Raw genomic sequence first — 21250 nt, 5'->3', positions numbered from 1 at the left:
CCCCGATGACTGAAGAAGGCCGCACGACCCTGCTCGAATTCCCCTGCGAGTTCCCCATCAAGATCATGGGCGCGCGGGTGGACGACTTCGCGCAGACGGTGCTCGGCGTGGTGCTGCGCCACGCCCCCGACTTCGACGCCGCCACGATGCAGATGCGCCCCTCGTCGAAGGGCAACTACCTGTCGATCACCTGCACCGTCAACGCCACCTCCCAGGCCCAGCTCGACGCGCTGTACGTCGAGCTGTCGTCCCACCCGCTGGTGAAGGTCGTCCTGTGATCGTCCGCCGCCCCGGCCGTGTGCCCTACGAACCCACCTGGCGGGCGATGCAGGATTTCACCACCCAGCGTGACGCCTCCACGCCCGACGAGCTGTGGCTGGTCGAGCACCCGCCGGTGTATACCCTGGGCCAGGCCGGCAAGGCCGAGCACCTGCTCCACGTCACAGACATCCCGCTGGTCAAGATAGACCGCGGCGGCCAGATCACCTACCACGGCCCCGGCCAGGTGGTGGGCTACCTGCTGCTCGACCTCCACCGCCGCGGCCTCAAGGTGCGCGAGATGGTGAACCTGCTCGAACAGGCCCTCATCGACTGCATCGCCGACTACGGCCTCGACGCCCGCCGCAAGGACGGCGCGCCCGGCGTGTACATCGACGGCGCCAAGGTGGCCGCCCTCGGGCTGCGCGTAAAAAACGGCTGCAGCTACCACGGCCTGTCGCTCAACGTCGATATGGACTTGACACCATTTACCTGGATCAACCCCTGCGGCTATAGTGGGCTACAAACCATCCAACTCAAGGACTTCGGCGTGACTGAAGGGCCCGAGGACGTCGCGACCCGGCTCCTCGTCCACCTGCAGCGGCATTTCCCGGACGTCCCACCCACCTGACCAAAGGACAGCAGATTCATGGAAGACACCGCCCGCAAGCAACGCGGCGCCGAGAAAACCGCGCGCATCCCGATCAAGATCGTCCCCGCCGAGCGGCTCAAGAAGCCCGAGTGGATCCGCATCAAGCTCGGCGCCGGCGCCGAGGCGGAGCGCTTCAACGAGATCAAGGACACCCTGCGCGAGCACAAGCTGCACACGGTGTGCGAGGAGGCCTCCTGCCCCAACATCCATGAATGCTTCGGCAAGGGCACCGCCACCTTCATGATCATGGGTGACATCTGCACCCGCCGCTGCCCCTTCTGCGACGTCGGCCACGGCCGCCCCGAGCCGCTCAACGCCAACGAGCCGGCCGACCTGGCCAAGACCATCGCCGCGATGCGCCTCAACTACGTGGTGATCACCAGCGTCGACCGCGACGACCTGCGCGACGGCGGCGCCCAGCACTTCGTCGACTGCATCCAGGCCACCCGCGCCGCCAGCCCCAAAACCACCATCGAGGTGCTGGTGCCCGACTTCCGCGGCCGCATGGAGATCGCCCTCGACATCTTCGACCAGGCCCCGCCGGACGTCATGAACCACAACCTCGAAACGGTGCCGCGCCTCTACAAGCAGGCCCGCCCCGGTTCCGACTACGCCTACTCGCTCGAGCTCCTCAAGCAGTTCAAGGCCCGCCACCCCGAGGTGTCCACCAAGTCCGGCCTGATGGTCGGCCTCGGCGAAACCGACGACGAGATCCTCGAAGTGATGCGCGACATGCGCGCCCACAACGTCGAGATGCTCACCATCGGCCAATACCTCCAGCCCTCCGGCGGCCACCTGCCGGTGCTGCGCTACGTGCATCCCGACACCTTCAAGATGTTCGAGACCGAAGCCCTCAAGATGGGCTTCAAGAACGCCGCCTGCGGCCCGATGGTCCGCTCCAGCTACTGGGCCGACCAGCAGGCGCAGGGGGCGGGGGTGGTTTGAGGCCTCTGCCTGTCGGTTGTCTGCCCAGAGGGCGTCCTGCGGGACGCCCTTTTTCGTTAGCGCTTCAAGCCGCCCAGCTAAATACAAAAATTTCTTTGCACAAATAATTCTTTGCACTATATTTTCTTTGCGCAAACACAGAGACCACACCATGGACAACATCGCCGGCTCCCCAGTCGAAGGGGCTAACTTTTTCGGCCGCAGCGCCGTCGCCCAGGATCTATGGGACACCCTCCAAAACGACGACATCCTGCTCCTCGGGCCACGAAGGATCGGCAAGACGTCGGCCGCACGCGCCGTGATGACCCTTGCCCGCGACAGCGGCTGGAAAGCCATTGAGATCAACGTTGCCGCTTGCGTCGACGAAAAAGGCTTCCTGGACAAACTCGGCGCAGAACTGAAGAAGGCCATCGACTCCCTACCCGGAAAACTGTGGGACGGCGCCCGGGAAAAACTCGGCGCCCTCGGCAACCGCATCAAATCCCTCAAGCTCGGTGGTTTCGGCGGCACGGTCGACATCAGCCTGAGCGGCCCGGACAGCGACGACTGGAGCAAGGTTGGCAACGATCTCCTGACCCTGCTCGACGAACTGGACGACCGCTGGCTGATCTACATGGATGAGCTGCCGATCATGCTCTTCAACATCATCCGCCAGGATCAGACCGGCGGCGTCTTGCGGGTACGTCGCTTCCTCGACTGGTTCCGCAACGACGTGCGCGCCCTCGCCGGCGCCCAGAAGGTGCGCTGGCTGATCTCCGGCTCGGTGGGCCTCGACACCCTGGTCCAGGAACACGGCATGGCCGATACCATCAACAGCCTCAACCACCAGAGCCTCCCGCCCTTCAGCGAAGCCCTGGCCTGCCAGCTGATCCGCGAACTGGCCGCCCGCTACACCATCGCGCTCGACGCCACCGCAATCGCCCGCCTGGTCGCGGCAATCCGATGGCCACAACCCTATTACCTTCAGGTGGCGTTTCAGCACCTGCGCAGCCTCGTCAATGCAGCCCCTGCCACCCCGCCGCAGGATCTGATCGACAAGGCCGTGGATCAACTCATCCAGCCTGGCGCCGACAACGATTTCCACCACTGGGAAAAGCGCCTCGAAATGCAGCTCTCTCCAGACCTGGCCCGGCTGGCCAAGGCGCTCCTGACCCAGAGCGCCACCCAACCGAGCGGCACCCGCGCCGAAAACCTGCTGGCCACCGTCCAGCAACGCCATCCCAACGCCACCGACGACGAAGCACTCGCCCTCTTCGCCCGCCTGCGCGACATCCTCCTTCGCGACGCCTACTGGCAACCCGACGACAGCACCGGCGGCCGCCATTACCACTTCCCCCTCGAACCCCTGCGCCGCTGGTGGCTCCGGAGGAACAGCCTGTGAGCATCGCCACCCACCACTACAACCCCGACTGGCTCAGCGACGACGCCCTCGTCGCCGGCTTCATCGCCCGTCAGGCAGAGTTCCGCTTCCTGCGCGACGAGCTCGCCCGCGCACCGCTCGAAGGCAGCGTGCAGCACTATCTACTGATCGGCCTGCGTGGCGCCGGCAAGACCACCCTGCTCAAGCGCCTCGCCGTCGCCATCCGCCGCGACGTCGACCTCGCCGACCACCTCATCGCGCTCTCCTTCCCCGAAGAGCTGTATCAGGTCAAGGACCTGGCCGACTTCTGGTGGGCCGCATGCGAGGCGCTGGTGGACGAACTCGACCGCCAGGGCCGCCGCGCCGACGCCGACGCCCTGATGGACCGCACCGATGCCGCCCGCGCCGCCGCCCGCCGCAGCGACCAACCCGCCGACGCCGGCCTCGCCCTGCTCCTCGACACCTGCGCCCGGCTCCAGCGCCGGCCGGTGATGCTGGTGGACAACCTCGACATGGTCTTCGAGCGCATCGACAAGCGCGGTCGCAAGCTCAAGGACCCCCACGCCGCCGCCTACTGGGCGCTGCGCGAAGCCCTGTCCACCACCCGGTCGCCCATCGTCATCGGCGGCTCGGTGCGCCTCTCCGAGCCCTTCACCGACTACGACAAGGCCTTCTACGACTTCTTCGTCCCCAAGCGCCTCGGCCGGCTCGAACTCGCCGAAGTCCGCCGGGTGCTCGAACACCTCGCCGACCGCCAGGGCAGCCCCGAGATCAAGGCACGCCTGAAGGCCCGCCCCAGCCGCATCGAAACTCTCCACGACCTCACCGGCGGCAACCCGCGCGCGGTTGGCCTCATCTTCACCCTGCTGCAACAAGGCCCCAACAGCCGGGCGGTGGAAGACTTCGAGCGCCTGATGGACCTCACCACGCCCTATTACAAGGCCCGCTTCGAAGACCTCTCCGAGCAAGCCCAGGTGGTCATGCACGCCCTGGCGGTGCGCCGGCCCGGCGACGGCAGCGGCCTGCGCTTCGGCCACACCGCCGCCGAGCTGGGCGCCCACGCCGGCCTGCCCACCAACGTCGTCTCCGCCCAGCTCGACGTTCTCGAGCGCGAAGGCCTCCTCGAAAAATCCGCCGCCTTCGGCCGCACCCAGTACCGCATCGCCGAACAGCTCTTCCGCCTGTGGCTGCAGATGCGCGGTAACCGCCGCGTCCGCCAGAGCGCGCTGGGCCTCACCGAATTTCTCGAGGCGATGTACGACGAGGAAGAACTCACCGCCACCCTCCAGGGCGCCACCGGCCCCGCCCTCGCCGAAGCTCGCCTCGCCTTCGCGATGGCCGACATGCGAGGCCGCCGTGCCGACCGCCGCAGCCTCGAAGCCTGGGGCGCCGAATGCGCCACCCGATACGCCGACGAAAGCGGCGCCTCCCTCGACGACATCCTGCCTGCCGAGGATCTACCCGAAGATCTCGCCGCCCTGTCCGCGCTGCGCAGGCGGCTCGCGGGATGCATCGGCCACGGCCTCAGCCAAGCCGAACAGGACGCCCTCGTCGGCGCACTGGACCTGCGCCTCGAGGCCAAACGCGCCGCCGTCGATGCGCTGTGCGCGTCCGGGACGGCTGTCACCGAAGCCGAACGCATGCGAACGTATCAGCTCGCCGAAAGGCGCAAGCTGCTGCGCTACGGCCTCCTCGAAGCCGACCTGCCGCTGCTCTACGGCCTGCGCGCCCGCGGCTTCTTCCCACTGCCCCACCTGCACCCCGACGATATCGCCCCCGCCCAGCGCGCCAACGGCGGGACCAGCCTCGACGCCCTCGCCTGGCGCCTCGTCGGCGCCTGGAGTTACGTAAAATTCGCCGACGAAGCCGCCGAGGGCTGGCTTTCCTGGGGCAGAAAGCACGCTACCGACGCCAGCGCTAACGCCTGGGCCAATGTCGCTGGCGCATTGCGCCGCTCGGACCAGCCCAACGCCGCCAGAGAGGCCCTGACCGAAGCCACCCAACGGGGCACGACCGCCCGCACCGAATACGAACGCGCCTGCCTGCTCGCCGAAGTTGCCGGTCTACCGACTGAAGCCGAAGCCACATTTCACGCGGCGGCTACGCTCGACCCAAGCGATCCCTTCCCTTGGAACGGTCTTGGCAACACCATTGCGGAACAGTCGGAGAGGGCCAACGAGGCAGAAGCCGCCTACCACAAGGCCATCGAGATCGATCCCACGTACGCAGCCCCGTGGCACAACCTCGGTAACCTCCTCGCCAAACAGCCGGAGCGCACCGACGAAGCCGAAGCCGCCTACCGCCAAGCCATCGAAATCGATCCGGCCCTCGCCTCGCCTTGGAGCAACCTAGGCTCTCTCCTCGCCGGACAACCCAGGCGCATCAATGAAGCCGAAGCCGCCTACCGTAAAGCCATCGAGATCGACCCCAGTGACCGAGGCTCATGGATCAACCTGGCCTTCCTCCTCGCGGAGCAAACGAAACGTACCGACGAAGCTGTAGCCGCCTACCAAAAGGTCATTGAGATCGACCCCAATGACAGCTGGGCCACTGGGCATTTGGGATTATTGCAGGCAGAGAAGGGCGATCTAGAAGCTGCAGAAGCATCGATTAAAAGAGCCGTTACCGTCTCACTCGAGACCGAACTGCACGAGTTCTGGCAAGCCCAACTCGACAGGCTGCACGCCCGGCGAAGTACCATCGCCGCGACCCGGGCCCTCAGCGTCGGCAGCTTCGCGGACACCCGGGCGGCACTGGACAAACTGCTGGCCGACGCCGCCGACCTCCCCACCGCCCTCGCCAGCCAGGCCTTCGTCGAACGCTTCCTCGCCCCGCTGCTCGCCAACCCCACCCAGGCCGCCAGCGTGCTGGGCCTGCTGCATGGGTTGGGCTATGATCGCCACGCGCGCCCGTTGCTACTGGCCTTCGAGGCGGCCATCGACGGCAAGCCCGAGCTGCTCGACGCCCTGGAGCCGGAGACCCGCAACGCGGCCAAACGCATGTACGAACGGCTCACCAAAGCCGCCAAGCGCTGACCCACCCCAACCGAGGAACGACAATGACCAACGCCCTGCAAACCATCCCCGTGAACAAGATCGACGGCACCCCCGCCACCCTCGCCGAGCACGCCGGCAAGGTGCTGCTGGTGGTCAACGTGGCCTCCAAGTGCGGCCTCACCAAGCAGTACGAAGGGCTGGAAAAGCTCTACGAGCAGTACCGCGACCAGGGCCTGGTGGTGCTCGGCTTCCCGGCCAATGATTTCGCCGGCCAGGAACCGGGTAGCGATGCCGAGATCGCCGGCTTCTGCACCGCCAACTTCGGCGTGCAGTTTCCGATGTACAGCAAGCTGGTCGCCACCGGCCCGGGCAAGCACCCGCTCTACGCCGCCCTCACCGCCGCCAGGCCCGAGACCGAAGACCGCGCCGGCATGGAGCAGGCCCTGCGCGGCTACAAGATCGAGCCGACCGCCGCACCCGAGGTGCTGTGGAACTTCGAGAAGTTTTTGATCGGCCGCGACGGCCAGGTGCTGCGCCGCTTCGCCCCCGACACCGCGCCGGACGCCGACAAGCTCGTCGCGGCGATCGAAACCGCCCTCGCGTCGAACTGAGGCAAGGCGCCGGGCCCCCGGGCCCGTCCCGACCCCGCCATCATCGGAGCGCTTCCATGCCCTGGCTCATGCTCTTCATCGCCATCGTCGCCGAGGTCATCGCCACCTCGACCCTCAAATCCACCGAGGGTTTCACCCGCCTGTGGCCGTCGGTGGTGGTGGTGGTCGCCTACGAGACCGCCTTCATCCTGCTGTCCCTGTGCCTCAAGAAGATCCCGGTGGGCATCGTCTATGCGGTGTGGTCGGGGGTTGGCGTGGCGCTGGTCACGCTGGTGGCTTGGTTCTTCCTCGACCAGCCCCTCGACGCCCCGGCCATTGCCGGCCTCGTGCTGATCGTCGGCGGCGTGGTGGTCATCAACGCCTTCTCGAAGACGGTGACCGAGTAACGCCCCGAAGGACGCCTCCCATGCAATGGTTCCTGCTCGCCGTGGCCATCGTCTCCGAAGTGATCGCGACGCTGGCCCTCAAATCCTCCAACGGCTTCCGGCGCTTCTGGCCGTCGGTGGTCGTGGTGTGCTGCTATTCCCTCGCCCTCTACCTGCTGTCGCGCACCCTCGACGTGCTGCCGGTGGGCGTGGTGTATGCGATCTGGTCTGGCTCGGGGGTTGCCCTCGTCACGCTGGCCGGGCACTTCTTCTTCAAGCAGGTGCTCGACCGCGCGGCGATCATCGGCATCGGCATGATCGTCAGCGGCGTCATCGTGCTGCAGCTGTTCTCGAGCTCGGTGACGCACTAGCCCAACGGCACCCCCGCCGCCGCAAAATACGCGTCCAGCCGGGCGATCCAGCCGGCCTTTTCGGCGTCGCCCGCAAAGCTCGCCTCGAAGCTGTTGCGGGCCAGCCGGTACCAAGTGGCGGCGTCGAAGCCGAAGGCGGCCTGCACCGCGCGGATGTTGTCGTTGAGATAACCGCCAAAGTAGGCCGGATCGTCGCTATTGAGCGTCACCCTGGCACCCGCGGCGATGAGCCGTGGCAGGCTGTGCTCGGCCATCGTGGCAAACACGCACAGCCGGGTGTTGGAGAGCGGACAGACGGTGAGCGGCACGCCCTCGCGGGCCAGGCGGGCGAGCACCGCCGGGTCTTCCGGCGCCCGCACCCCGTGGTCGATGCGCCGCGCGCCGAGGATGTCGAGCGCCTCGGTGATGTAAGCCGGCGGCCCCTCCTCGCCGGCGTGGGCCACCACCGGCCTGCCCAGCGCCCGGCAGCGCGCGAAGAGCCGCGCAAACTTGGCGGGCGGATGCCCGCGCTCCGACGAATCCAGCCCGAAGCCGTGGATGCGCCCGATGAAGGGCTCCGCCTCGGCCAGCGCGGCGAGGCATTCGTCCTCGCTCAGGTGGCGCAGGAAGCACATGATCAGCCGCCCCGAAATGCCCCAGCGCCGTGCCCCTTCGGCGAGGCCGTCGTCGAGCCCGTCGAGCACCGTGGCAAACGGGATGCCCCGCGCCGTGTGGGTCTGGGGGTCGAAGAAGATCTCGGCGTGGATCACCCCGTCGGCCGCCGCCCGCTCGAGGTAGGCCAGCATCAGGTCGCGGAAGTCGGCGCGGGTCTGCAGCACCGCGGCGCAGGCGTAGTACAGGTCGAGGAAGGACTGCAGGCTGTCGAAGGCGTAGGCCGCCTTCAGCGCCGCCTCGTCGGCGTAGGGCAGCGCGACGCCGTTGCGGCGCGCCAGCGCAAAGGCCAGGCCGGGCTCCAGGCTGCCCTCGATGTGGATGTGGAGCTCGGCCTTCGGCATGCCGAGGGCCAGAGCAAGCGGATCAGCGCAGCTCATGATCAGTCTCCGCGAAGGAAGGAGCCTCAATCATAGGCCCGCGCAGCCCCGAAACATGGACAATTGCCGCAAGTTTCCACCCGATCGGCCGTTAAGCGCACGGTAAGGCAGCGCACACCGCCGCGCCCGCCGCGCCCGACTCCCACCGCGACGACATGGACATCGTCTACTTCATTTACGGCCTCGCCTTCCTGGTGCTGGGGGTCGTCATCGTCATCTGGCCGAAGGCGGGCAGCCGCTTCGCGTTCGCCCGCCTGAGCCTGTGGCTGGCCGGCTTTGCCTTCGTGCACGGCACGCTGGAATGGATGGACCTGTGGCGTGTCGTCCGCGGTGATAACCCGACCCTCGCCGCCGCCCGCCCGCTAACCCTGCTCGCCTCCTATGTGCTGCTCTTCGAGTTCGGGCGCCGCACGCTGAGCGCCGCCCGGCCCGGGCCGCAGCTGTCCGGCTGGGTCCATGGGCTGCTGCTGGGAGGCGTCGCCGCGGGCACCCTCGCCCACGCTGCGCCCCTCGACAGCCTGGCAATCTGGACGCGCTACCTCTACGGTTTTCCGGCCGCGCTGCTGTCGGCCATCGGGCTGCAGGCCTATATCGGCCGGCGCATCCGCAGCGAGCTGTCAGGGCATGAATTCCCCGCCGTTCGGCGCAATTGCCTGCTCGCCTGCGCCGCCCTCACGGCCTACGGCGTGCTGGGCGGGCTGATCGTGCCGCAGGCCCCCTGGGCCCCCGCGGCCTGGCTCAACCAGGAAGGCTTTCTGGCTGCCGTCGGTGTGCCGGTGCAGATCTTCCGCGCCGGCTGCGCCGTGATGATCGCCTTCTCGATGGCCCGCGTCCTGCAGATCTTTCACCTGGAACAGCAGCAGCACCTCGCGCAAACGCTCCGCCAGACCGCCGCCGCCCTCGAAGAGGCCGGCCGGCTGGGGCGTCACAACCGGCTGCTGCTCGAATCCGTCGCCGAAGGCGTCTTCGGCCTCGACACCGAGGGGCGCACCACCTTCATCAACCCGGTCGCCCTCGCGCTGCTGGGCTACCAGGCGGCCGAGCTCATCGGCCAGCCAGCACACGCCCTCATCCACCACAGCTGGCCCGACGGCCGGCCCTACCCCGCCGGCAGCTGCCCGACCCACCAGACCCTGCTGGACGGCCAGCCCCGCCACGTGGCCCACGAATACTTCTGCCGCAAGGACGGCAGCACCTTTCCCGTCTCCTACCACACCGCCCAGGTCCAGGAGCAGGGCCGGGTGATCGGCGTGGTGGTGGTCTTCGAGGACATCTCCGAGCGCGTCCGCCTCGACGCCGAACTCGATGCCTACCGCCACCAGCTGGAGCAGCTGGTCGCTGAGCGCACCGCCCAGCTGACCGAAGCGGAGGCCTACAGCCGGCTGATCCTCGAGAGCTCCGCCAGCGGCCTCTACGGCATGGATGCCGAGGGCCGCTTCACCTTCATCAACCAGGTCGCCAGCGACCTGCTGGGCCACGCCCACGGCAGCCTGATCGGCAAGAAGGTACATGTCAGCGTGCACCATCACCGTGCAGATGGCACCCACTTCCCGGTTGAAGACTGCCCGATGCTGGCCGCTCTCGTGCGCGGCGAATCGGTGCACAACGACGACGACCTGTTCTGGTGCGCCGACGGCAGCCCGCTGCCCGTCGCCACCGCCACGCGACCGATGCACCGGGACGGCCAGATCATCGGCGCGGTGGTGAGCTTCACCGACATCCGCCAGCGCAAGGCCACCGACGAGGCGCGCCGCCAGGCCCTGCTCGAGGCCGAGCGGCTGGTGCGGATCAAGAGCGAGTTCCTCGCCAACATGTCCCACGAGATCCGCACCCCGCTCAACGCCATCATCGGCATGACCCACCTGATCCGCCGCGCGGGCGTGCCCGACAAGCAGGCCGCCCGCCTGCAGCGCATCGAGGTGGCCGGGCTGCACCTGCTGGAGATCATCAACACCATCCTAGACCTCTCCAAGATCGAAGCCGGCAAGTTCGTGCTGGCCGATGGCCCGGTCAAGCTCGAGGCCGTCGCCGCCAACGTCTGCTCCATCCTCACCGAGAGGGCGCGGGCCCAGCATGTCGAGCTAATCACCACGCTGTCGCCCGTCCCGCCCCATCTGCAGGGCGACGCGCTGCGCCTCCAGCAGGCCCTGCTCAACCTCACCGGCAACGCGGTCAAGTTCACCGAGAATGGGCGCGTGTGCATCCGTATCCGGGCCTGCGAAGAATCGCAGGAGAGCGCGCTGATCCACTTCGAGGTCGAAGACAACGGCATCGGCATCCCCGCCGAACAGCTGCCGCGCCTGTTCACCGCCTTCGAACAGGTGGACGGCTCCGCCACCCGCCAGCACGGCGGCACCGGGCTCGGGCTGGCCATCACCCGCAAGCTCGCCGAGCTGATGGGCGGCGAGGCCGGCGCCAGCAGCACCCCCGGCGTCGGCAGCCGCTTCTGGTTCACCGCCCGGCTGCGCAAGGGCCCGCCGGAAACCGACCACCCCTACGCCAACGGCCACTCCCCGGTCGAGGCCGCGCTCGTCGCACGCCACGCCCAGCGCCGCCTGCTGCTGGTCGAGGACGAGCCGATCAACCGCGAGGTGGCGCTGGATGTGCTCGGTGAATGCTTCCAGAACGTCGACATCGCCTGCGACGGCGTCGAAGCCGTCGCGCTCGCCGCCCGCCAGCCCTACGACCTCATCCTGATGGACATCCAGATGCCCCATCTGGACGGCCTCGAGGCGACACGGCAGATCCGCGCCCTGCCCGGCAGCGCAAGGCCCACCATCATCGCGATGACCGCCAACGCCTTCGCCGAAGACCGCGCCCGCTGCACGGCCGCGGGCATGGACGACTTCATCGCCAAACCCTTCACCGCCGATCTGCTGTTCACCACCCTCCTGCGCTGGTTGTCCCAACGCGACAAGCCCGACGACGCATCTGCCCCCTGACGCCTGCCACCGCAGCAGGCCGGCGATCCATGTGATAAGTTGGAAGTGTCTCCGTAGATCCGGCACCCCGGCTGCCGGCTCCGCAGCATGAGCGAACGCCCCATCCAGTTCTGGTTCCGCGGCGCCATCCGTCAGGTCGAAGGCGCTGCACCGGCGCGCAGCCTGCTCGACTGGCTGCGCGAAGACATGCGCGCCACCGGCACCAAGGAAGGCTGCGCCGAAGGCGACTGCGGCGCCTGCACCGTGGTGCTCGGCGAGGCCGTCGGCGGCGCGCTGCAGCTGCGGGCCGTCAATGCCTGCATCCGCCTCCTGCCCACCCTCGACGGCAAGGCCGTGTTCACCGTCGAAGACCTCGCCACCCTCGCTGGCCCCGGGCGCCTGCACCCGGTGCAGCAGGCGCTGGTAAGTGGCCACGGCACCCAGTGCGGCTTCTGCACGCCGGGCTTCGCGATGAGCCTGTTCGCGCTGTATGAGAACCACCCCACCTGCCCCAGCCGCGAGGCCATCATCGACGCCCTGGCCGGCAACCTGTGCCGCTGCACCGGCTACCGCCCCATCGTCGACGCCCTGCCCGCCGCCTACCGGCTGCCCCGGGTAAGCCTGGATCGCGGCCCCATCCTCGCCGCGCTGGCCCGCATGGCGGCGCTGCCACCGCTGATCTACCGTGCCGGAGGCTGCCGCTTCATTGCCCCGCGCAGCCTCGCCGAACTCGCCGCCGCCCGCCAGGCCAACCCGCAAGCCCGCCTCGTCGCCGGCGCCACCGACCTCGCCCTGGGCATCACCAAGGCCCTGCGCGACCCGGGCGACCTGCTGTGGCTCGGCGCCGTGCCCGAACTGCAGGCCATCGGCCGCAGTGCCGACGGCGGCCTCGCGATCGGCGCCGCCGCCAGCCTCGCCGATGCCTTCGCGGCGCTGGTCGCCTTCGAGCCCGGCTGGGCCGAGCTCGCCCGCCGCTTCGCCGGCCCGCCGGTGCGCCACGCCGGCACCCTGGGCGGCAACATCGCCAACGGCTCGCCCATCGGCGACAGCATGCCCGGCCTCATCGCCCTGGGCGCCCGGCTCGTGCTGCGGCAAGGCGCCCAGCAGCGCCGGCTGCCCCTCGACGAGTTCTACCTCGGCTACCGGCAGACAGCCCTCGCCCCCGGCGAATTCATCGAGGCCGTCGAAGTGCCGCCCGCCCCGGCCGGCAGCCTGTTTCGCTGCTGGAAAGTCTCGAAGCGCCACGACCAGGACATCTCCGCCCTGTGCGGCGCCTTCGCCATCGGCCTGGCCGACGGCCGGGTGAGCCACGTGCGCATCGCCTTCGGTGGCATGGCCGCCACGCCCGCCCGGGCCCGCGCCACCGAGGCCGCCCTGCTGGGCCAGCCGTGGACCGAAGCCACCGTCGAGGCGGCGATCACCGCCCTCTGCACCGAGTTCAAGCCCCTCGATGACCTGCGCGCCTCCGCCGCCTACCGCCGCCAGGCCGCCGCCGGCCTGCTGCGCCGGCTGTGGCTGGAGACCTGCGGCACCGCCCCGCTGCGCCTCGCCGACATCGCCCCGGCAGCCCAAGCCGCGCCGGCCACCACGACCGTCGGCGCCGACCGCCCGCCCCCCATCGGCCAGCCCCTGCCCCACGAGAGCGCCCACCTCCACGTGGCCGGCAGCGCCACCTACACCGACGACCTGCCCGAACCGGCCGGCCTGCTCCACGCCGCGGTCGGGCTGTCCGATGTGGCCCACGGCCGCCTGATCGGCCTCGACATCACGGCCGTGCGCGCCGCGCCCGGGGTGCGGGCCGTCATCACCGCCGCCGACATCCCCGGCCTCAACGACTGCGGCCCGGTGGTCCACGACGACCCCATCCTCGCCACCGGCGAAGTGCTGTTCCACGGCCAGCCGCTGTTCGCCGTCGCCGCCGACACCCGCGAACAGGCCCGCCGCGCAGCCCGCCTGGCGGTGATGCGCATCGAGCCGCTGCCGGCCATCATGAACATCGACGACGCCCTCGCCGTCGGCAGCGAGGTGCTACCCCCCGTCGAGCTCAGCCGCGGCGACGTCGCCGCGGCCCTTGCCGGCGCGCCCCACCGCCTCGCCGGCCGCGTGCGCACGGGTGGCCAGGAGCATTACTACCTCGAAGGCCAGATCGCCTGCGCGATCCCCCGCGAGGACGACAGCCTGCATCTGCTCAGCTCCACCCAGCACCCCACCGAGATGCAGCAGGCGGTGGCCGGCGCGCTCGGCTGGCGGATGCACCAGGTGAGCTGCGAATGCCGCCGGATGGGTGGCGGCTTCGGCGGCAAGGAGGCGCAATCTGCCCAGTGGGCCTGCATCGCCGCGCTGCTCGCGCGGGCCAGCGGGCGGCCGGTCAAGCTGCGTCTCGACCGCGACGACGACATGCGCGCCACCGGCAAGCGCCACGACTTCCGCATCGACTACAACGTGGGCTTCGGGCCGGATGGCCGCATCATTGGCCTGCGCCTCGGGCTTTCATCCCGCTGCGGCTTCTCGGCCGACCTGTCGGGCCCGGTCAACGACCGCGCGGTGTTCCACGCCGACAACGCCTACTACCTCGACGCGGTGGCCATCCGCAGCCTGCGCTGCCGCACCCACACGGTGTCGAACACCGCCTTCCGCGGCTTCGGCGGGCCCCAGGGCATGTTCGCCATCGAAATGGTGCTCGACGACATCGCCCGCCACCTGGGCCTAGACCCGCTGGCGGTGCGCCGCGCCAACTTCTACGCCGGGCCGGGGCGCAACATCACCCCCTACGGGATGCGCGTTGAAGACACCATCATCGCCCCGCTGGTGGCCCGCCTGGTGAGCGACGCCGACTACGCCGGGCGCCGCGCCGAAATCGCCGCCTTCAACGCCACGAGCCAGGTGCTCAAGCGCGGGCTGGCGCTCACCCCGGTCAAGTTCGGCATCTCCTTCACCAACACCTTCCTCAACCAGGCCGGCGCGCTGGTGCATGTGTATAAGGACGGCAGCGTGGGCGTCAGCCACGGCGGCACCGAGATGGGCCAGGGCCTCTACACCAAGGTGCGCCAGATCGTCGCCGCCGAGTTCGGCCTGGCGGTGGGCGACGTGCGCCTGTCGGCCACCGACACCAGCCGCGTGCCCAACACCTCGGCCACCGCCGCCTCGTCGGGCAGCGACCTCAACGGCAAGGCCGCCCAGGCCGCCTGCCGGGCGATCCGCGGGCGGCGGGCGGCCTTCGTCGCCGGCAAGGCGGGCGTCGAGGCGACCAGCGTGCGCTTCGAGGCCGGCCGCGTGCGCGCCCCCGGCTTCGACGCCCCCTTCGCCCAGGTCGCGCTCGACGCCTGGCTGGCCCGCGTGCAGCTGTGGGACGCCGGCTTCTACGCCACCCCCAAGCTCAGCTACGACGCCAGCGCCATGCGCGGCCGGCCCTTCTACTACTTCGCCTACGGCGCCGCGCTGAGCGAGGTCGCCATCGACACCCTCACCGGCGAACACCGCCTGCTGCGCGTCGACATCCTTCACGACGCCGGCCGCTCCATCAACCCGGCCATCGACATCGGCCAGATCGAGGGCGGCTTCATCCAGGGCCTCGGCTGGCTGACCAGCGAGGAGCTCGTCTTTGGTGCCGACGGCGCGCTGCTCACCCACTCGCCGTCCACCTACAAGATCCCCACCGCCGCCGACCTGCCGCCGGTCTTCAACGTGCGCCTGTGGGACCAGCCCAACCGCGAGGACGCCATCCACCGCGCCAAGGCCGTCGGCGAGCCGCCGCTGATGCTGGCCCTGTCGGCCTTCTTCGCGCTGCGCGACGCGGTGGCCGCCGCCCTCGGCCCCGGCGCCCGCCCGCAGCTCGACGCCCCGGCCACGCCCGAGGCCATCCTGCGCGCTCTCCACGGAGGCTCCCTGCCATGACCGAATGGCTGCCCGCCCTCGCCACCCGGCTCGCCCGCGGCGAGGCTTGCGTCCTCGTCACCGTCGCCCACACCGTGGGCTCAACGCCCCGGGAGGCCGGCGCCACCATGCTCGTTGGTGCCCAGGCCAGCCTCGGCAGCATCGGCGGCGGCCAGCTCGAGTGGCTGGCCGCCAGCGCCGCGCGGGCCCTGCTGGAAGTGGGCGGGCCGCCGCGGCTGATGCGCCTCGCCCTCGGCCCGTCGCTCGGCCAGTGCTGTGGCGGCATCGTGTGGCTGGCCCTCGAACGCGTCACCCCCGACAGCGCCGCCGACTGGCAGGCTCGGGCCGACGCCGTGGCCGCCGGGCAAGGCCTGCAGCGCCAGCTCGCCACCAACGAAGCCGCCTCCCGCTGGCGCCTGCTCGAGCCGGCCCAGGCCACCCGCTCCACCGCCCACCTGCTCACCGACGGCGCCCGCTGGGAGCTCACCCACCTCGTCGCCGCGGCCGACTTTCCGGTGATCCTGTTCGGCGCCGGCCACGTGGGCGAGGCCGTCGTCCGTGCCCTCGCCCCGCTGGGCGCCCGCATCATCTGGGTGGACACGCGGGACGACATCTTCCCGCCCACGCTCCCGCCCGGCGTGCGTGCAATCGCCACCGACAGCCCCGAAGCCGAGGTCCGCACCGCCCCGCCGGGCAGCTATTTTCTGGTGATGACCCACAGCCACGCGCTCGATTTCGCGCTCTGCGAGGCCATCTTCGCGCGCCACGACTTTGCCTGGTTCGGCCTGATCGGCTCCGCCACCAAGCGCAGCAACTTCGCGCGGCAGTTCGTCATCCGCGGCCTCGACCCCGAGCGCCTCGCCGATCTCAGCTGCCCGATCGGCATCCCCGGCATCCAGGGCAAGCACCCGGCGCTGATCGCCCTCGCGGTGGCGGCCCAGCTCCAGCAGGTGCGCGAAGCCCGCGCGGCCGTCGAGCACGCCGCCCATCCGCCCCCCGCCGCGCCGCCGCTGTCGTCGCTGCCGCGCCCATGACCACCCCACCACACCGCCTCGTCCGCGGCCAGCTGCTGCACTTCCTGGCCGACCCGGGCCCCGCCGACGACCCCGCCACGTGGCAGTTCTTCGACGACGGCGGGCTGTGGATCGCCGACGGCCACATCCGCGCCGCCGGCCCCTGGGCCAGCGTGTGCGCCGCGCTGCCGCCCGGGGTGCACGAAGCCGCCACCCTGCACGACTACCGCGGCCGACTGGTGCTGCCCGGCTTCGTCGATTGCCACCTGCACTACCCCCAGGCCGGCGTGATCGCCAGCTACGGGCGCCAGTTGCTGGCCTGGCTCAACGACTACGTCTTCCCCGCCGAGGCGCGCTTTGCCGACGCCTCAGAGGCCGAACGCACGGCCGCCTTCGTCGTCGATCGCCTGCTCGCCCACGGCACCACCACCGCCTCGGTGTTCGCCACCGTGCACCCGCATTCGGTGGACGCCTTCTTCGCCGCCGCCGAAGCCCGCGGCCTGCGCATGCTGTGCGGCAAGGTGCTGATGGACCGCAACTGCCCCGAAAACCTGCGCGACACCGCCGCCGGCGGCATAGCCGACAGCCTGCGCCTCATCGAGCGCTGGCACGGCCGCGGCCGCCTGCGCTACAGCCTCACCCCGCGCTTCGCCCCCACCTCCAGCCCCGAGCAATTGCGCCTCACCGGCGAGCTGCTCGCGAGCCAGCCGGGCCTGCACCTGCAGACCCACCTCGCCGAAACCCCCGCCGAGCTCGACTGGGTGCAGCAGCTCTTCCCCGAGCGCCGCAGCTACCTCGACGTCTACCAGCACTACGGCCTCGCCGGCCCGCGCACGCTGCACGCCCACTGCATCCACCTCAGCACCGCCGAGCGCCACAGCATGGCCGCCAGCGGCGCCGCGGCGGCCTTCTGCCCGGGCTCCAACCTCTTCCTCGGCAGCGGCTTCTTCGACCTCGATGCCAGCCGCAGCGCCGGCCTGCGCGTCGGCCTCGCCACCGACATCGGCGCCGGCACCGGCTTTGGCCTGCTGCGCACCCTCGCCCAGGCCTACGAAGTCGGCCAGGCCTGCCGGGCCCCGCTGTCGGCGCCGCGCGGCTTCTACCTCGCCACCCTCGGCGGCGCCCGGGCGCTCTACCTCGACGAGCACATCGGCAACTTCCAGCCCGGCCGCGAAGCCGACTTCATCGCCCTCGACTGGGCCGCCACCCCGGAACTCGCCTGGCGCATGGAGCGCTGCCAGGGGCTCGCCGAGCGCCTCTTCGCGCTGATGATGCTGGGCGACGAGCGCTGCGTGGTGGCGACGCACGTGATGGGGGAAGTGGCGTTCGTGCGCTGAGGGCGGGCGGCAGCCCCGGCCAGGGGCAGATCAGGCATTACAATGCTTCGGTGACATGGCTTGCGTTCAGGGAGAGTTACGCATGGGGCAGGAGCAACTGATTCCACGTTTGATGAGCGCCGACGAGTTCTATGCATGGCTCGAGTCCCAGAGCGAACGGTATGAGCTGGTCGATGGGCAGCCGCTGCTCATGGCCGGGGCGACGATTGCCCACGACACGGTCGTCATGAATGCGAGCCGGCTCATCGGTAACCAGTTGCTGGGCAAGCCCTGCCGCCCCCGCTCCGCCGATATCGCCGTCAAGATCTCGACTCATCAGGTTCGCTATCCGGACCTGAGCGTGGATTGCGGAGACCCCGCCGGCACCTCCCGGGAGGCCGCCAAGCCGACGCTGGTCATTGAAGTGGAATCCCCCAGCACCGGCATGGTCGATGCGATCGACAAGCTGGAGGAATACAAGTCGCTTCCCTCCATGCAATACATCCTCCTCGTGTCGATCAAACGGCCGCGCGTCCGGTTCTACTTCCGCAACGCTGCAGGCGCCTGGGACAGCCAGGTGATCATCGGCATGGAATCCCAGATCGAGATGCCCTTGATCGGGGTGATGCTGTCACTGGGTGATCTGTATTACGACCTCAGCTTCGACGCCGGGCAGAAGTGAGGGCGAGGCGGGCGCGGGCGAACCTCCATCTGATCTACACGCCCACGTTGACGGGACAGGGGTAGGTGCCGGCGCACCGCACGCCCATCCCACCAGCGCTCCCGACCCCGGATACATCCCACCCGCCTGTCCGCGAGGGAGTCGCGTCTATCCCGGGGACTGTCGTGCCCACTCCTCGAAGTGCTCCCGAGCAGCCCGGAAGCCGTCCCGTGGGCAGTTCGATGCGGCGGGCGCCTGTCCGGCGGAGTATGCAACCCTGTCGCCGGGCCGCTCGCGAGCACCTCAAATGCCCACGCGCCTATCCGGCGGATAGGGCTGCCCTGTAGGTTTTGCCCAGCCCTTGCCCGAATTTCGTCCTCGCGAGCACTTCAGGGAGTGGGGCATACCCTCCCGGAAATGCTCGGTTGGACCTCCGGCGTGATCGCTTGGGCGGGCGAAGGGGTCGGCTGGGATTCCGGCGTGGTCGGCCGGGCGCACGAAGCGCTCACTCGGGCCTCCGGAGTGATCGGCCGGGCGGGCGGGAAGATCGACGGAGCACAGGGCCGGGGAAGTTGGGCCGCGCGGGGGATCGGCCGGGCCTGCCGGCCACTGCAGACAGCCCGGCCCCGGGCGCGGGGCAGGCCCTGAACAGGCCGCTCAGGCCTCGGGGCTGGCCGGTTTGCGCGGCTTGCGGGACAGGCGGGTCTTCATCGCCTCCTTGAGGGTGTCCAGGCTGGTGCCCTTGCCGAAGACCTTGGTCAGCGCATAACCGTCGAGGGACGCGCTCAGGATGTCGCTGCCCAGCGCCAGCTCGGTGTCGTCGGCGCGGTCGGTGAGCGCGCGCAGGCGCTGCAGGCGCGGCCGCAGCGCATCGAGGGTGGCGATGTCCTGCTGGAACTCGGCCAGCTCGAAGTCGGCCGGCACCATGCCGGCGTTCTGGCGCAGCACCAGCTCGGTCTGGCGGCAGAACACCTCGGACCCGTCCCCCATCTTCAAGGCCTTGCGGCGCTGCTCGGCGGTAAGGGTGACCAACTCGGCGAGGTTTTTCTCGAGCGCCGCCAGGGCCGCATCCACGGCCTCGAGCTGAGCCGCACTGAATTCGAGGGAGACGAGATTCTGTTTCATGGCAAGACTCCTGATCGTTATGGGATTGCCGCCGCATGCCGCAGGAATCCGCGGGCGATGCCAATGGCAGCCCGGAGATGGTACACGGGACACGATGTCGTGCAAATACGACATGGCCATTCAAGGCGCCGACGAGGGCGGCGCTGCCCAAGATGGGCAAATGTTGCGTGTGACCACCCCTTCAAATGCTGCGGGCGTTTAACCCGGGAACGGCAGTCGACCGCTTTCCGTAAGCTCACGCGCCGCATGGGCGCACGCTCTTTCGCCTTCGCCGAGACTCACCCGGGGGTAAACGTTGGTGCAGCCGCGGCGGCGGGCTTGCCACGGGCGCCGGGGCCACGCCTGCTCTGCCGCCCAGACGCCGCCGGACAGGCCCCGCCCCCGAGCGAACAAACGGCCGCCGCCCCTTCCCTCGGCCACCGCGCCGGGCTACCGTAGCGGCCGCACCGCACACTCCGCCACGCCATGCCCCCCGCCCTCCGCGCCCTCGCCTCCCGCAATTACCGCATCTACTTCGCCGGCCAGCTGGTGTCGCTGGCGGGCACCTGGATGCAGCAGATCGCCATGGTGTGGCTGGCCTACCGGCTCACCGGTTCGGCGCTGGTGCTGGGGGTGGTGGGCTTCGCCAGCCAGATCCCCATCCTCGTCCTCAGCCCCTTCGGCGGCGTGCTGATCGACCGCTTCGACCGCCGCCGCCTGCTGATGCTCACCCAGGCCCTGTCGATGGTGCAGGCGCTACTGCTGGCCTGGCTGGTGTGGCAGGGCGTGGCGACGCCCACGCACCTGATAGCCCTGGCCTTCGGGCTGGGCTGCATCAACGCCCTCGACGTGCCGGCCCGGCAGGCCATCGTGGTGCAGCTGGTGGATGACAAGGGCGACCTGCCCAACGCCATCGCCCTCAACTCGTTCATGATGCACGCCACCCGCTTCGTCGGCCCGGCGCTGGCCGGCTGGGTGGTGGCCACAGCGGGCGAGGCCCTGTGCTTCCTGTTCAACGCGGCGTCCTACCTGGCGGTGCTGCTGGCGCTCGCGGCGATCCGCCTGCCCGCCACCACGCGCCGCGGCCCCGCCGCCCCGCCGCTGCAGGCCCTGCGCGAGGGCGTGCGCTACACCGCCGGGCACCGGCACATCCGCGCCTCGCTGCTCCTGATCGCCAGCCTGAGCCTGCTGGCCACGCCCTACACGGTGCTGATGCCGCTCTTCGCCAAGGAGATCTTCGGCGGCGACGCGCGCCTGTACGGCCTGTTGATGGGCACCGCCGGCTGCGGCGCGCTGGGCGGCGCGGTGCTGCTGGCGCTGCGCAGTGACACCGCCGGCCTCGGCGCGCTGGTGGGCCGCATGGCGCCGCTGGTGGGGTTGGCGCTGGCGGTGTTCGCCCTGTCGCCCAGCCTGTGGCTGAGCGTGCCGGCGCTCTTGGTGCTGGGCTTTGCGATCCTGCTGTGCGTGGCGGGCAGCAACACGCTGATCCAGACCGCGGTGGACAATGACTACCGCGGCCGGGTGATGGCGCTGTTCACGATGGCTTTCCTGGGCCTCGCGCCGCTGGGCAGCTTTGCGGTGGGCAGCCTGGCCCACGCCTTCGGGGTGCGCGCCACGCTGGTGGCCTGCGGGCTGGCCAGCTGCGCGGCCGGGCTGGCCTATCGGCGCGGGCAACGGGCTCGCGCGGGTTGACGGGGTGGAGCCGTCGCCGTGATCCATGGAGCAGCGCAAAGCCGGCGATACCCCTGTAGGGGCGACTTCAGAGGGTGTTGT

The 21250-nt window shown here is 69.9% G+C and carries 16 protein-coding genes; 14 read left to right on the top strand and 2 right to left on the bottom strand.

The genetic code is table 11. The annotated features are described in order from the left end of the window. Positions 1–5: 5 nt before the first annotated feature. The 8 genes from ZRA01_RS08110 to ZRA01_RS08080 all read left to right on the top strand — a co-directional run bounded on the left by ZRA01_RS08110 (position 6) and on the right by ZRA01_RS08080 (position 7558). Positions 6–278 carry a YbeD family protein gene (locus ZRA01_RS08110; RefSeq protein ID WP_141351101.1) on the top strand — a complete coding sequence of 91 codons (273 nt, stop codon included), beginning with the start codon at positions 6–8 and terminating at the stop codon, positions 276–278. Next, entirely contained in the window at positions 275–889 is a 615-nt protein-coding gene (gene lipB, locus ZRA01_RS08105; protein ID WP_141351099.1) for a lipoyl(octanoyl) transferase LipB, read from the top strand. Before ZRA01_RS08110 ends, lipB begins: the two co-directional genes overlap by 4 nt. An 18-nt stretch (positions 890–907) precedes the next feature. Continuing rightward, entirely contained in the window at positions 908–1855 is a 948-nt protein-coding gene (gene lipA, locus ZRA01_RS08100; protein WP_141351097.1) for a lipoyl synthase, read from the top strand. Between the two features lie 151 nt (positions 1856–2006). Then, a complete protein-coding gene (locus ZRA01_RS20515; protein ID WP_170182924.1) occupies positions 2007–3236 on the top strand; it encodes a hypothetical protein in 1230 nt (409 codons plus the stop codon). Then, positions 3233–6250, top strand: coding sequence for an ATP-binding protein (locus tag ZRA01_RS08095; protein WP_170182923.1), 3018 nt, complete (start codon positions 3233–3235; stop codon positions 6248–6250). Before ZRA01_RS20515 ends, ZRA01_RS08095 begins: the two co-directional genes overlap by 4 nt. Before the next feature lie 23 nt (positions 6251–6273). Beyond that, positions 6274–6822, top strand: coding sequence for a glutathione peroxidase (locus ZRA01_RS08090; protein ID WP_141351093.1), 549 nt, complete (start codon positions 6274–6276; stop codon positions 6820–6822). Positions 6823–6878: 56 nt separating this feature from the next. Beyond that, on the top strand, positions 6879–7208 hold the full coding sequence (locus ZRA01_RS08085) for a DMT family transporter (protein WP_141351091.1): 330 nt from the start codon (positions 6879–6881) through the stop codon (positions 7206–7208). 20 nt (positions 7209–7228) lie between these two features. Continuing rightward, positions 7229–7558, top strand: a complete 330-nt coding sequence (locus ZRA01_RS08080; protein ID WP_141351089.1) for a DMT family transporter — start codon at positions 7229–7231, stop codon at positions 7556–7558. Here ZRA01_RS08080 and ZRA01_RS08075 read toward each other — a convergent pair. Continuing rightward, positions 7555–8589, bottom strand: coding sequence for an adenosine deaminase (locus ZRA01_RS08075; protein ID WP_141351087.1), 1035 nt, complete (start codon positions 8587–8589; stop codon positions 7555–7557). The two genes, ZRA01_RS08080 and ZRA01_RS08075, sit on opposite strands and share 4 nt — an antisense overlap. Positions 8590–8744: 155 nt before the next feature. Between ZRA01_RS08075 and ZRA01_RS08070 the strand changes: the two genes are divergently transcribed. From ZRA01_RS08070 to ZRA01_RS08050, 5 genes are all read left to right on the top strand, one after another. Next, on the top strand, positions 8745–11531 hold the full coding sequence (locus ZRA01_RS08070; RefSeq protein WP_141351085.1) for an ATP-binding protein: 2787 nt from the start codon (positions 8745–8747) through the stop codon (positions 11529–11531). A gap of 87 nt (positions 11532–11618) precedes the next feature. Next, entirely contained in the window at positions 11619–15404 is a 3786-nt protein-coding gene (gene xdhB, locus ZRA01_RS20995; RefSeq protein ID WP_141351083.1) for a xanthine dehydrogenase molybdopterin binding subunit, read from the top strand. Continuing rightward, positions 15401–16417, top strand: a complete 1017-nt coding sequence (xdhC, locus tag ZRA01_RS08060) for a xanthine dehydrogenase accessory protein XdhC (RefSeq protein WP_141351081.1) — start codon at positions 15401–15403, stop codon at positions 16415–16417. The genes xdhB and xdhC overlap by 4 nt, the downstream gene beginning before the upstream one ends. Further along, on the top strand, positions 16414–17733 hold the full coding sequence (gene guaD / locus ZRA01_RS08055; RefSeq protein ID WP_141351079.1) for a guanine deaminase: 1320 nt from the start codon (positions 16414–16416) through the stop codon (positions 17731–17733). The genes xdhC and guaD overlap by 4 nt, the downstream gene beginning before the upstream one ends. Positions 17734–17815: 82 nt before the next feature. Then, a complete protein-coding gene (locus ZRA01_RS08050; protein ID WP_170182922.1) occupies positions 17816–18394 on the top strand; it encodes a Uma2 family endonuclease in 579 nt (192 codons plus the stop codon). 636 nt (positions 18395–19030) lie between these two features. On the opposite strand, the gene ZRA01_RS08045 is transcribed toward ZRA01_RS08050, so the two are convergent. Then, complete coding sequence (locus ZRA01_RS08045) at positions 19031–19498, bottom strand: hypothetical protein (RefSeq protein WP_141351075.1); 468 nt, start codon at positions 19496–19498, stop codon at positions 19031–19033. 465 nt (positions 19499–19963) lie between these two features. Here ZRA01_RS08045 and ZRA01_RS08040 point away from each other — a divergent pair, with 465 nt between their 5' ends. Next, positions 19964–21169 carry an MFS transporter gene (locus ZRA01_RS08040; RefSeq protein ID WP_141351073.1) on the top strand — a complete coding sequence of 402 codons (1206 nt, stop codon included), beginning with the start codon at positions 19964–19966 and terminating at the stop codon, positions 21167–21169. Positions 21170–21250: the final 81 nt, after the last annotated feature.

Origin of the sequence: Zoogloea ramigera, assembly GCF_006539865.1 — a bacterium.
Taxonomy (GTDB): domain Bacteria; phylum Pseudomonadota; class Gammaproteobacteria; order Burkholderiales; family Rhodocyclaceae; genus Zoogloea; species Zoogloea ramigera.
This window is presented reverse-complemented; position numbering and strand designations above follow the sequence as displayed.